15 protein-coding genes are annotated in these 11,953 nt (G+C 67.1%); 4 read left to right on the plus strand and 11 right to left on the minus strand.

The features are described from left to right. Positions 1-38: 38 nt before the first annotated feature. The 9 genes from OID54_RS23645 to OID54_RS23685 all read right to left on the minus strand — a co-directional run bounded on the left by OID54_RS23645 (position 39) and on the right by OID54_RS23685 (position 7,491). Entirely contained in the window at positions 39-536 is a 498-nt protein-coding gene (locus OID54_RS23645) for a hypothetical protein (protein WP_329022517.1), read from the minus strand. Continuing rightward, a complete protein-coding gene (locus OID54_RS23650) occupies positions 536-916 on the minus strand; it encodes a DUF5403 family protein (RefSeq protein ID WP_329022519.1) in 381 nt (126 codons plus the stop codon). Before OID54_RS23650 ends, OID54_RS23645 begins: the two co-directional genes overlap by 1 nt. Further along, entirely contained in the window at positions 916-1,215 is a 300-nt protein-coding gene (locus tag OID54_RS23655; protein ID WP_329022521.1) for a phage head completion protein, read from the minus strand. Before OID54_RS23655 ends, OID54_RS23650 begins: the two co-directional genes overlap by 1 nt. 32 nt (positions 1,216-1,247) lie before the next feature. Further along, positions 1,248-1,706 (minus strand): hypothetical protein, encoded by a 459-nt coding sequence (locus tag OID54_RS23660; RefSeq protein ID WP_329022523.1) that lies wholly within the window; start codon positions 1,704-1,706, stop codon positions 1,248-1,250. 66 nt (positions 1,707-1,772) lie between these two features. Further along, entirely contained in the window at positions 1,773-2,855 is a 1,083-nt protein-coding gene (locus OID54_RS23665) for a hypothetical protein (RefSeq protein WP_329022525.1), read from the minus strand. A 66-nt stretch (positions 2,856-2,921) separates the two neighbouring features. Beyond that, the gene (locus OID54_RS23670) at positions 2,922-3,137 is read right to left on the minus strand and encodes a hypothetical protein (protein ID WP_329022526.1); all 216 of its coding nucleotides are present in this window, start codon (positions 3,135-3,137) and stop codon (positions 2,922-2,924) included. 288 nt (positions 3,138-3,425) lie between these two features. After that, complete coding sequence (locus OID54_RS23675; protein WP_329022528.1) at positions 3,426-4,478, minus strand: VG15 protein; 1,053 nt, start codon at positions 4,476-4,478, stop codon at positions 3,426-3,428. Further along, a complete protein-coding gene (locus OID54_RS23680; protein ID WP_329022529.1) occupies positions 4,475-5,896 on the minus strand; it encodes a phage portal protein in 1,422 nt (473 codons plus the stop codon). Before OID54_RS23680 ends, OID54_RS23675 begins: the two co-directional genes overlap by 4 nt. Before the next feature lie 35 nt (positions 5,897-5,931). Further along, complete coding sequence (locus OID54_RS23685) at positions 5,932-7,491, minus strand: terminase (protein WP_329022531.1); 1,560 nt, start codon at positions 7,489-7,491, stop codon at positions 5,932-5,934. Between the two features lie 193 nt (positions 7,492-7,684). On the opposite strand from OID54_RS23685, the gene OID54_RS39245 reads away from it, so the two are divergent. Beyond that, complete coding sequence (locus OID54_RS39245; protein WP_329559514.1) at positions 7,685-7,846, plus strand: transposase; 162 nt, start codon at positions 7,685-7,687, stop codon at positions 7,844-7,846. A 9-nt stretch (positions 7,847-7,855) separates the two neighbouring features. Here the strand turns inward: OID54_RS39245 and OID54_RS23690 are convergent, their stop codons facing one another. Next, positions 7,856-8,284, minus strand: a complete 429-nt coding sequence (locus tag OID54_RS23690) for a phage terminase small subunit (protein WP_329022533.1) — start codon at positions 8,282-8,284, stop codon at positions 7,856-7,858. Between the two features lie 73 nt (positions 8,285-8,357). On the opposite strand from OID54_RS23690, the gene OID54_RS23695 reads away from it, so the two are divergent. Further along, a complete protein-coding gene (locus tag OID54_RS23695; RefSeq protein ID WP_329022535.1) occupies positions 8,358-8,891 on the plus strand; it encodes an HNH endonuclease in 534 nt (177 codons plus the stop codon). Between the two features lie 2 nt (positions 8,892-8,893). On the opposite strand, the gene OID54_RS23700 is transcribed toward OID54_RS23695, so the two are convergent. Then, positions 8,894-9,118 carry a hypothetical protein gene (locus tag OID54_RS23700; protein ID WP_329022537.1) on the minus strand — a complete coding sequence of 75 codons (225 nt, stop codon included), beginning with the start codon at positions 9,116-9,118 and terminating at the stop codon, positions 8,894-8,896. 690 nt (positions 9,119-9,808) lie between these two features. Between OID54_RS23700 and OID54_RS23705 the strand changes: the two genes are divergently transcribed. Continuing rightward, the gene (locus tag OID54_RS23705) at positions 9,809-10,039 is read left to right on the plus strand and encodes a hypothetical protein (RefSeq protein WP_329022539.1); all 231 of its coding nucleotides are present in this window, start codon (positions 9,809-9,811) and stop codon (positions 10,037-10,039) included. Between the two features lie 1,474 nt (positions 10,040-11,513). Then, the gene (locus OID54_RS23710; RefSeq protein ID WP_329022541.1) at positions 11,514-11,909 is read left to right on the plus strand and encodes a hypothetical protein; all 396 of its coding nucleotides are present in this window, start codon (positions 11,514-11,516) and stop codon (positions 11,907-11,909) included. The last annotated feature ends 44 nt before the right edge of the window (positions 11,910-11,953 follow it).

An 11,953-nucleotide genomic window follows, 5' to 3' on the forward strand; every position in this document is an offset into this window, starting at 1 on the left:
GACGGGGAGCGTCGGGCCCTTCGTGTTGTGTAAGTCGTTCAGGGGAGGGGGTAGGGGCGGCGGCGTGGCTTGCGGATCTGTACGTCGAAGATGGCCTCGTAGCGCCAGACCCCGGTCGGGAGGTCCGCGTACTGCACCGGACCTGTCGCCGAGGCCCAGTCCGCCGACCGGCGCGGAGCGCTGTTCATGTCCACGCGGATGATGTGGCCGAGCTGGGGATAGACCTGCTGGTTGAGCCAGGCGTCGCGGAGGACGACCCGCACGGCCTCGCTCAGGATCGCGGCGTCCTGGTCGCCGTCGGGGTCCGGCGCGAACGCGTTGATCACCACGCGGGCGGCGTCGGTGAACCGGGGGTCACCGGCCCATTCGCCCCAGGTGGGGTCGCGGCGGACCAGGACCAGCGGGAACTTCTCGTGGCGGTCGATCAGGGACTTCACGCGGACGCCGGGCAGGCCATCCCTCAACACGGCCAGGAGAAGATCCTCGACCGGGAACAGTTCGGCGAGGGCCTTGATGTGGTCGGGGATGCCGGCCATCAGAGGTGCACCTTCCCCTTCCGCTTCTTCGGCAGGTTCGCGGCGCGGGCCAGGATGAACAGGCCCTCGCTCGCCGGCAGCACGTCGAGGTAGGTGGAGCCGTCACGGGCGCGGCGAACGACGATCGACTCAGCGCGGCCGAACTCGATCGACAGGGCGGCTCGCTTGCCGCGTTCGTCGTCGAGGACCACGTACTTGTCGACCCGGCCGTCCTCCACGTCGATGGAGGCGTGGCCCTCCCTGCGGTGCTGGAGGAGTAGCTCCTCAGCGCGGGCGGCAATCTCGAACCGCGCTGCGTCGAGCGCGTCTTGGACGCCGGGCAGCAGGGCGAGAACCTTCTCCAACTGTCCACCGCGGACTCGGTCGTAGACCTCAGCCATCAGGGACGCTCCCGCAGGTCCATGCTCCAGTGCCGGGTGCGGCGGTCCCCGTGGTGGTAGGCGGGCGGGGACACGATGTCCCACTGGCGGCCCGCGTACTCGACCCGGGACCACAGCGATACGCCCGGCAGGTGGCTGTCGACGATCATCCGGACAACGTTGATCTGCTGCTGACCGGTGACCTCCGCGCGGGCGGACCGCTGGGGAACGAACGCGGCCCGCACCGAGATGGGCCCGGCTGGATCGGCCATGGCGACGGTGTTTCCGCGCTGATCGGTGACCTCGACCGTGCGCCACACGCGAGCCTTCTGGCCTCGGCGGCGCTGCACGCTCACCACGGCCCCCGGTCGTCGGAGAAGAACGGGAACGAGGACCCGGGTCCCTCAACGGGGACGCGGCCGGTGCCGACGGCCGAGCCGAGGACGGTGCCCCAGGCCATCACGGGGACGCTCGCCAGGGTCGGCCGACGCCCAGCCAGCTCCTCCAGAAGGCGGATCTCCTCGCGGGTGAAGTACACCGACCCGGCGTCACGGCCGTGGGCGTCGCCCCAGGCCAGCGTCTCGTCACCGGCCCTCGACTGGACGTATCCGTTCGGATTGCGCAGGTAGCGGGCAGCGGCCTTGAGGACGAGAGTCTTCACCAGGCGGGGAACGGTGGGCGCCGGCCACTCGCGGCCGTAGGACATTGCCAGGTCGGACGCGTCCTGGAGCGCCGAGGCGGCGATCCGCAGCTCGTCGGCGTCCAGCTCCCAGTCCATCCGATCCGTCAGCTCATCGAGAGTCGCGTACACGGCAGCTTCCCTTCAAGCAGACGGCTACGGCCCGGCGCCAGGGGCGCCGGGCCTGCCGGGCGGAGGTCACGCGTTGGCCGGGTCGTTCTCCGGCTTCGAGCCGGTCGGGGTCCACACCTTCGCGTCACTGATGCCGGTGATCGTCGCCAGCTCGGATGCGGCTGGCGGGTAGTCCGACTTGCCGTCGAGGGTGAGCTTGATGCCGCGAACGAAGTGCTCGTCCGTGGAGATGATTTCCTTCTCCGCGACCGGGTCCCAGCCGACGAGAATGTCTTCGACGGAGCGGAAACCCTGGTAGCAGTTCACGATGCTGCGGTCCTGGAAATACTCGGAGTCGTAGTCCCGGAGCCAGCGCAGCGCCAGGCCCTCGAAGGATGTGGTAGCGCCGAAAGGAACGCTCTGCGGCACCGAAGGAGCGGCGGACGCGAAAATGAACGCCGAGGACGCGAACGCGAATGCCGAGTCAGCCGGGATCGTCTGGTCCACGATGAACTTGAAGCCGTACCGGCTGCCGAGAGTCGCGTTCACGAGAGCGGATTCGGCCTGGTTGTCGCCGACGTTCGAGGCCAGATTCAGATCCGGATCGGAAAGCAGCACGGTCTCGAAATCCGAGCCGACGACCATGTACCAGGCGCCCTCGGGGACGTTGAACTTCCGCAGGACACGGCGGGCCTCGATGAGTGCCTTCCGCATAGCCTGAGCAGTGTTGCCGATGGTGACCGCGTAGGGCTGGTCGACCAGGGTCTTCACAGCCCTGCGCTGGAGGCCGCGTGCCACCGCCTTCACCTGCGGGCGCAGGAGCTTGCCCCACTGCGTGATATCGAAATCGTTCTGCTCGTCCGTCAGCTTGACGCCGTTGTAGACGTTGCCGCCGAACTTCACGGGAATGGTGCGCTCGGCGTACTCGTCGAACACAACCCGCTGACGGACACCGGGGGTCGAGCTGCCCGCCGAACCGGAGCGCCACTCGTAGTCGTGAAAGGGAAGAACACCCTCCACGGTGACATTCACCGTGTCGTTCTTGGCGCCCTTGAACCGGTCGACGCCTTCCTTTATAAACAGGTTCGGAACGGTGAGTTCCTGCTCAAGCATTCCGATGGCGGTCGCAATGAGCTTTTCGGGCTTGACTACCTGGTGTTCGGCTGTCACTTAGCCTCCTGGGGGCATGAAAAAAGCCCCCGGATACCGGAGGCGAGCTAATGGAAAGGGGAAGGGTCAGCGGCGGGTGAGACGCGCGAGCTTGCGCGGGTCCATCTCGCCGTCGTCCTCGTCGGAGGGATCGAGCCCGCCAGACAGGACCGGAGGGGCGACCGGAGCGAGAAGCGACTGAAGCGCCTTCGCGTCGGCCTCCAGCTCCTCGGCGGACTCGCCGCGCAGACGGCCGGCCAGCTCGTCGGGGAGGTCGAAGCGCCGAGCGACCGAAGCGACCACGAGGGAACGCTCCAGGGCGGCGTTCTGCGCCTTGACCTCGGTGAGCGCGGTCTCGAACTCCTCGGCCGACTTCGCGCCGGACAGCCGGTTCTCGGCGTCACGGAGCCGGGTGCGGTACGACGCGGCCTCCGACCGAATCTTGGTCAGCTCCTTGCGGGCCCACTCCGGGAGGGCATCCTCCGGAGCGCCGGCCGCAGGCTGCTCATCCTGGATGGCGGCGGCCTCGGGCGCTTGCTCGGCCGGGGAGGTCTCATCGTCGGGCGCGGGGGTGTTCTGTTCAGACAGGGGTCACGCCTCCTGGGCTGTGATCGTGGACTGCCGCTCGGCCTCCTGGGCTTCTGCGGCTCTGTGCTTCTGGCGGATGAACCGGCGCCACGCCGAGACGGCGGCCTTGCCGGACAGACCCTTGGTGACCTTGGGCCACAGGGCCCCGTACTCGCGGGACAGGGCCATCAGCTCGGAGCCCTGGAACTGCTGCCGGTTGAAGACCGGGGCGGCGTAGCAGACGCAGTTGTCGTGGTAGCGGTCACCGTCGGCGAAGGTCGCGGACTCGCGGGACTTGTAGACGGCGCCCCGGCTGATCAACATCGCGCACCAGCCGCACGGCGTGCCCGACTTGGAAAGCCGGACGTAGCCGAGGGCCCGCCCATCCCGCCGCATGTGGTTCCACGTCGCTGACCGGGCACCGTTCATCGCGACCCGGGACGCGGCGGCGGCCTGCTGCGCACCGGCCTGCCGATGGGCCTCGGCCCGCTCGCGGTCGGCGACCCGGGCGGGCTGCCCGTCGTCTACCTCGGCCACCTTGCGATGCAGGTTCAGAATGCCGAGCGCTTCGAGGACCGTGGCGAGTTCCTCCTCGGCCTGGCGCTCGATCGCCTCCTCGGCCTCCCGGAGACCAGGCAGCTCTTCGACAAGAACCCGCTCGTCCTCGACGGCCGGACGCGGGGCTTCCCCGGACTCGCCGGTCGCGGCCCCACCCCCGGCCGGAGCCATGGGACGAGCGGCCCCCGCCAGCGCCGCGAACTCCCGGCGCAGATCGGCCAGGGTGACGTGCGTCGGTTCGGGGTGGTAGGGATCGGCCACCGTACGGCCGGTCTGGAGAGCACGGGCGAGACGGTAGAACGCCCTGGCGAGATCCCTCGACCGCCGCCGCTGACCCATGACGAGCGTGATCGCCCGCCGCAGCCAGCCCCCGGCCGTCGCCGCACGCAGATCGGTCGGCACATCCGCCCACAGGGCCATCGCCCCGACGGCCGTCTCCGCGCCGATCTGCGCCAGCGCCACATGGAAAGCCGCGGTGGCCTCGTCCGTCTCGGTGGACCGGGCGGCGGACACCGTCACGCCGCCACCGCTTCAACCGGGCGGGACTCGGGGGTCGCGCGGGTGATCGCGCCCGCGAGCTGCCCCACCGAGTCGTCGTCCTCCCGCATCTCCTCCCAGTCCTCAAGTTCGGTCTGGGTCACACCCGGCACGCGGCGCCACAGGCCCCGCTCAGGGATGCCGAGCTGTTCGCGCAACTTGCCGAGGGCGTCGGCGGCCTGGGCGAGCGACCGGGACTCCATGTCCCGCCACACGACCTCGCCCCGGTGGTCCTCGGCCGACGCCGTGTTGCCGGACAGCTCGCCCGCGAGCCTGAAAACTCTTTCCCACGACTCGCCGAAGCCCGTCCGGAACTCCGCGATCATCCGGGACAGCGAAGTCTCGGCCGCTTGGAGCGCCTCGGCGCTCAAGTTGGCGATCTGCCCCAGCATCGCGTGGGGAGGCACCTGCGCGAGCGCGCTGAGATGCCGGATGCTCATCTCCAGGGACTCAACGAAACCAGCGAGTGGCGTCTCGTCGAGGCTCCCGAATCTTGTGTCGGGATCTTCGGCGAACAAGAATCGGCGGGCGTTGTGGTTGATCGACAGGGGTATGGGGTTGCCGGATTCGTCGAGGACCGGCTCACCAGTCTCGGGGTCCCGCCGGACTGGCGGCGCCATGCCCGTAACGGTCCTGACCTTGGTGGAGCCGTAACTCTGCGCCAGGAGCAAGTCGAACGACGTTTGATTGATTCGATCTTGAGTGGCGATCATCGGCTCGATCACGCCGACAGTCCGACCCTCCAGATCCACGGAGGCCGCGAACCGGGTCACCGGACACTCGCTCGCCCCGTGGACGAGCCCACCGTCGACCCGCACCGAGTCCTCGTCAGCCGCAGACCGGAAGACCACCTCGTACACCCGGCGGGCGTCCCACAGCCGGGCCCGGCCCAGCGACTCACCCACCGGCCAGGCGGTCACCGTCAGTGCGGCGGCCGGCACGTCATCGTTCGCCGGGTCCTCATACAGCGCGCTCGTCCGCAACGCGGACAGACCCCGTGTACGCACCTGGCCGTCCCGGGACCGCTCGGTCACGGTGAAGCTGTGCCCGTACGCGAGCGCACCCCTATATACAGCGGCCTGCCGAGCATCCAGCCGGGACCGCTGCCAGTGCTCCCACTCCGGCGTCGCCGAATCCGGCTGCACCGCAGACTCTCCGCTCCGACCCGGCCGGTGCCCATCCACGTAGAGGGCCTGCGCCGGGGTCGAGACGAGCAGGGGCATCCAATTTGACACCGACCTGCGAGCCAGCAGCCGATACTCGTCGTCCGCCTGGGGCGGCATGTACGGATCGCCATGTCGACCGTGCAGATAGTCGTCGATCCGGCGCAGCCGGTCACCGTCACGATGAAGGACGCCGAGAAGCTGTCGAGCGAGCGACATGGGGGAAGAAGCGGCCACGGTTCACCACCTCTAGTTACATGTTGACACTTGGTTCAAATGAAGAAGCCCCGGCCGGTCCGCTTGCGGACGCGCTTGCCGCGGGCACGGAGATCGGTGAGAGCCTCGTGCGCCAACATGAGCGCCGCGTACGCGTCGACCTTCTTCGGGCTCTCCCGGCTTTCCTTGCCGAACGAGACGCCGTAGTTGTTCACCCGGCGCCGCGCATTGAGCGCGTGCCGACGCAGCTTCAGGTCGCCGTCGTGGCGGAGCTTCCTGTCGAAGATGGAGCGCATGAGCCGTTCGTGCGCGAGGGTCGAGGACTTGAGGCTCGACCGCATGTCCCAGCCGATCGCGTCCTTGCCGGGCGCCTTCACGGCCAGGCCCTCGCCGTACGCCTCCGACCACTCGGAGATGTACGACTCCCAGAGGGCAACGTCGGCATACATGCCCTGCACCGAGAAGACACGGAAGGTGTCGTGCACGGCCGAGTCAACCTCGGCCTTCGGAACCTCCCAGTTCGCCCCGGCCGGGCCGTCTGGCTTCTCCCACAGGCCGATCAGGAAGGCGGCCATGTCGGAGACGCGAACGGCAACCAAGGCGGTCGCGTCGTCCCGGAGGCCGCCGTCGAAGCCGACTGTGATCTCGTCGCCGGGCTTCAGCGAAAGCGAGGTGTCCCGTAGGACATCCCACTCGGCCGGACCGTGCACCGCGTCCTCTTCGGCGACGATCTGATTCAAGTACATGCGCCGCGAACGCGCGGCGGAGATCGTCAGGTTGAGGACAGACTTGATGATCGTTTCGACTTTGAGCCACACCGCGTCACCCCTGATTTTCGGGATGACGATGCGCAGGGCCTCGGCCGTCAGGGGCGTCGCAGGGTGAGCCTCGATCGAGTCGTACAGCGCGCCGACATCGGCCGCCAAGCCCTCCCGGACCTTCTCGTACGCCTCGCGCATCCGCTCGGCGACGCTGTCCTCGCCCGGCATGAAGGCGTTGGTGATGCTGAGATAGCGGGAGTCCATTTTTGTGGCGTTGCCGTCGATGGTCTCGTACATCTTGACGCCGCCGTTGCCCAAGACCCAGTGATGAGTTTCATTGAGCAAGGTGAAAGTTGTTCTCTTGCCCTCGATCGCGCGATACGAGCTGGTCACGGCCTGGAGGCGCTTGCGCCCCCGGTCCGCCCGGATCAGCTCGGCGCCAAGCTTGATGCCGTACGTCGAGATCAGCTTCTCGGACATCAGGACCGGCAGGTAGCCCATGGTGTTCACCGTCTGCTCTTGGCTGACGGCCGTCACCTGCACCCACGCCTGTGGGTGTGGCTTGGCTACCGGCTCGCCGTTCTCGTCCCAGTGGGAGAAGCGCGACGGCCCGACGAACTCCACGAGCGAGATCACCGCGAGAAGCGGGTCCTTGCCCCAGCCCTTGAGTCTCTGCAAGACGCCGGTTCTGTAGACGAACTCGCCGTCCTCGCCGATGGCGTACCACCACAGGAGGAAGCGGAGCTGCTCGCGGGTGAAGCGCCAGGGGACACGCTTCTCGTCGGTCGAGCCCTCGCCGTCGAGGTACTCCGCGCACCAGCCGGCGACCTGCCAGCCGAGAGTGCGCGCCGGCAACTTCCACTGTCCGAAGGCATCCTTCCGCCAGGTCGGCCCGTGGAACTCGGGCTCCAGGGCCTCGATCTCTTCGTCGGTGAGGGTAGGGATGAGACTCCTCCCCCCTCACAGGCGCACAACCTACTGCCCGATTAATCATTAGCCGATTTCCATCCGTAAGCCGCAGCTCAGGCGCTACGCTCGGAGCTAATGCGTGACGAGAGGTGGCGCAGACCTTGAGCTGGAGAGAGCCCAAATGCCTAAGGGATTCAAGTGCCCCGTGTGCGGTACGAACACCGTTCAGCGGGTCAGCACCAACAAGTTGCAGTGCACGAAGTGCAAGTCGCGCTACGACAAGAGCGTCTTCGGGCTCTGACCTGGTGCCTTACTCGGCGAGTCCGAGATCCTTCTTGTAGTCAGCGATAGCGAGGACCGCCGCAGATTGCTCGTCGGGCACAGGCTCGTGCAGTTCGATACGCACACGGCGCCGGTCGCCCTCGGCAACGAGGAGCCGCTCGAAAGCGGAGTAGATCGTCTGAAGCATCTGACCACTGCGCTTCCCCGACGCCTTGTAGTAGGACAGGTCTTCACACAGCGAGTAGGCGAGGGCCCAGTCGCTCGCCTGGTAGAAATCCGCCTGACCGGACTCCTTCAGGGAGTCCCACAAGCGCTTCGCGATCGGGTGCCAGGAGCGGTCGCCGTTCGGGACCTTCGCGGGCCGGGCGACCCCGCGCGACACCGACTGGACATCGCCACCCTTGCGCTCGCGGGGGCGGGCGAGGTCGTCCTCGCGATTGGGTACGGGGCCGGGCATGAGCCTCACCCCCAAGCGTGCAAGCGGTCCTGGCCGGGGCCTGGTTGTCAGTGGTGCGCGTTAGCCTCACGGCATGGCACAAGTTCGAAAGGCTGTCCCCGCGGAAGTGAAGCGGGCCGTGCTCGTTGAGGCGGGGCACCGATGCGCGATCCCAACGTGCAAGACCAGTACGACGGAGATCGCGCACATCAAGCCGTGGCGCGTCGTGCGCGAGCACAAGTTCGAGAACCTCATTGCGCTCTGCCCGACGTGTCACACGCGCTTCGACGGCGGAGAGATCGATCGCAAGGCGATGCTCCAGTACAAGGCGAACCTCGGCGTGATCAACGGACGGTACGGAGAGATCGAGCGCCGTGTCTTGGCGCTGTTCGCCGAGAATCCAGAGATCAACTCGGTGCCGATGCCCGCTGCCTCCGACATCGCAATGATGCACCTGGTGAAAGACGGGCTTTTTGCGCGCGGGCTGAAGCCCAACTTGGGCATCATGATCGCCAACGGGGCTTGCGCAACGATCGACTTCACGGGGAAGACCCAGGAGTTCTACACCATCACCGAGAAGGGCCGAGACCTTGTGTCTAGGCTCACGGAGGCGCGCTCACTGAACTGACATCAGAACGTCCCGCCCGTCAGGAAGTGCGCGGAGAGCCAAGCGAGGAACGCGACCAGGACGAAGCGGCGCAGTCGGGTGGTCCGGTCCGGCGCAGTGTCCTTCGCGGTGTGGAACCAGCGCCAGACGTGCTCGGACAGGGTGTCGCCCGGCTGCTTCCGGTAGAGGGCGATGCCCTCGATCACGCAGAACGCGACGATCCACCCGGCCCATGCGGCAGTGAACACGGCCACCCCCTATATCAGGCCCGGGTGGGCTTCCGTCCGCCTGAAGCGCTTGTTCATCTGGCGCCGCCGCGCCGCGAGTGCGAGGGCTCCCTCGCGAGAGGACTTGGCCTGGTGATGATGCCCGCAGAGCGCTCGTAGGTTGATCTCTCGATGGTCATCACCAGGCACGATGTGGTCAACGTCCGTGGCCAACTCCTCGCAGCGGTCCCCGTACTGATCGCGGTGAGTGCAACGGTGGCCGTCTCGCCGCAGAACGCGCACGCGTTTCTCCGGCCAGTCCTGCGGAAGTCCGTCACGCCTGCTGGAGCCCTCCCAGTTTGGGATGACGATCTCCAGCCTGCGAAGTACGTACATACGTACTTCGTCTTCATCGGGCGAGCCCCGTCAGGGGCTCAAGCCTTGCGGCTAACGTACTTACACTTATAAGTCGCTAAACGATCTTGATTTCGGAAACGGGAACGTGCGTGATCGTGCTCACACTCACGTGAGGCAGCGGCGAAGAGCAGTGGCACCCGAAGGGTGCCCAGCAGCGAAGACGAAGGGCCGCCCGGAGGGCGGCGCAGAGGCAAGTCGCCCAACGTACATATGTGCTTGAGGCTTCGGCGACCGTCCTTCGGGCAGGATGGCCCTTCGGCGCCACCGCCCGGCCGGCGGCCCGCTGACACCCTGGGGATCAAGGAGAGGGAACTCATGGAAGATGACGCCAATCTCAATGCGCAAATCCATCGCACGAGGGCGGCGGCGCACCGCATGGCGGCCTCCGCACACGACCTCTCAGCGACGGCTATCGCCATGGCCGCCTCGATGAAAAAGGTCGTCGACATTCAGACCGCCGCCGAAGCTCAACAGGTGGCAGCGCATCCGGACCTGGCCGAGCTGAATGTTCGCCTGGATGGCTTCTATGGCGAGGCCGGCGAGTGAGTGGCCCTTCGGCCGGCCTCCGGCTGTGAGCGTTCCCGTGCAGTGATGGCGGCAGTGCAAAAGGCCACCAAGGTCCCCTGACCTGCCGTTTCGCTGTGCGGGGCGTAGCGTTCGGAGTGATTCGGCGACCTTGGAACCGTGGCAGTTTTCGAGCTGCTAAGACATGGCGGTGCGGGCTTTCGGCCGTCGGGGGTCACCCCCCACACCCCCCAGGGGGAACGCGTGCGCGTACGCGACGCGCGGTGCCGAGGAACGCGCGCACTCTGGGCACCGTGGGGCGGGGATGGGGTGCAGTGCCGTTTGCGGCCCGTTCTTGCTCCGCGAGGGGTGGAAATGAGGTCAAGCGAGCTAACGAAAAGGAGCTCTGACCTGCACGTTTGGACAGAGTGCCAACATGTGACTAATGTTCTCCATGTCGCCACCACCGACCGGCCGAAAGGCAGACAGGGGGAAGCGGCAGGCAGACCGCCCACAGGGAGCGTCCTACGCAGCCAGTACCCACGGGCAACCGGAGCGCGTTTACGCTGGTCAGCCAAGGCAGGCAGGAGTCACAGGTTGACACTCGCCGGACCGACCGCCTAGAGTCGGAACCACCGCAAGGCCGCTGAGAACGGGGCTCCTGAGAGTCGCCGCCGGTTGGTCCCACGGGAAACCGCCCCCTCGGGGGTATCGATCGGCCGCAGGTGTTAACCTGTAACTGATCAAATCGCCGGGCTTCACAGCCCAGCGCACCAACGTTGCATGGGCGCTCGATCCGGCCCCTGTCCCGCAAGCGGGACACCGGATGTCGCAACCGGGTCTCTCCGGTGTGGATCGAGCGTAAGGGCTGAAAGCCGCACCCCTCCGGGGGTGTAGCTCAAGCTCGCGGACCCTTCGGGGTCTGAGGAATCATCGCCCGGCCAAGGGGCGTGGAAGGTCTAGCGGGGTGACCCTGCGTAGTACGGACTGGAAGCGCGCTGGACTGTTCGGGTACGAGGTTCGGGTACAGATCGCAAGTGAACGCAACTGCCGTACCGGCCGGGACTATCCATCCCGGCGCGACGGGAGCGTACTTCTTCGGCTGAACCCATGCTGACCTGCGGAGGGCACCCGATGCAGGCGCGGTATGGGGTCGAGGGGTGCGTGAGGTAGGGGCCTGATTGTCGATCCAGGGCTCACCGTCCAACGGACGGCCGGATACGGACCGACCGGGAGGGAAACCACCTGGAAGGAACGTGAACGGCAAGACTGCGGACGGTGAGACGGGCGCTGAGTGGGCGTCCGTCCCAAAAGCGAAATCACTCACTCTGTTCTACCGGTCAGCGACAGCGGCCGGGGTCGCTCGCCTCTGGCGAGTGGCCGCATAGCCCCCCACAGGGTCACACCTCTGGGGGGTACGGGCTCCCTCCGCCTTCGGGCGGGGGTTCGAGCCGGGCCTCGCGGCCCCTTTTCTTCGATTCAAAGTGTCAACCTGTAACTGAAAGGCTTGGTTCACATGGCTGTCTCCCTGATCAAGGACAACCCCCTCGCATACTCCGGTCGTTCCCTGCTGGACGTGGCCATGGAGTCCGCGCACAACACCAGCGAGCGTGCATTCCAGCTCGGTCGGGAACTGGACGCCACCCGCCGCGAGCTTGAGGGCGCCGAGGCACTGCTCGACCTGCACCGCTTGGCGGGCTTGTGTCTGGTCACCGAACTCGACCGTTCCGACTCGAACTTGACGCACGCGGAGGCCGAGGTCGCGGCTCTCAGCGACGCACTGGCCGAGGCTGAGAGCGTGATCGCGATCCTTCGGGATGTCCTGGTCGAGGTCCGCCGTACCCGCGACGAGCGGGAACAGGTACTCCGCGACGAGCTGGAGTGCTACCGGGCGCTCGCGTCCTCCTCCTAGCCGTCATGGCCCGCCCCTCCCGCGTTGGAGGCATGGAGGGGCGG

The organism is Streptomyces sp. NBC_00690 (assembly GCF_036226685.1).
GTDB lineage: Bacteria > Actinomycetota > Actinomycetes > Streptomycetales > Streptomycetaceae > Streptomyces.

What these genes read in the sequence shown, in the direction of transcription:
- OID54_RS23705 (WP_329022539.1), top strand. Translation starts at nt 9,809, where the DNA reads ATGGAAGATGACGCCAATCTCAATGCGCAAATCCATCGCACGAGGGCG.
- OID54_RS23695 (WP_329022535.1), top strand. Translation starts at nt 8,358, where the DNA reads ATGGCACAAGTTCGAAAGGCTGTCCCCGCGGAAGTGAAGCGGGCCGTG.
- OID54_RS23690 (WP_329022533.1), bottom strand. Translation starts at nt 8,284, where the DNA reads ATGCCCGGCCCCGTACCCAATCGCGAGGACGACCTCGCCCGCCCCCGC.
- OID54_RS23710 (WP_329022541.1), top strand. Translation starts at nt 11,514, where the DNA reads ATGGCTGTCTCCCTGATCAAGGACAACCCCCTCGCATACTCCGGTCGT.
- OID54_RS23650 (WP_329022519.1), bottom strand. Translation starts at nt 916, where the DNA reads ATGGCTGAGGTCTACGACCGAGTCCGCGGTGGACAGTTGGAGAAGGTT.
- OID54_RS23645 (WP_329022517.1), bottom strand. Translation starts at nt 536, where the DNA reads ATGGCCGGCATCCCCGACCACATCAAGGCCCTCGCCGAACTGTTCCCG.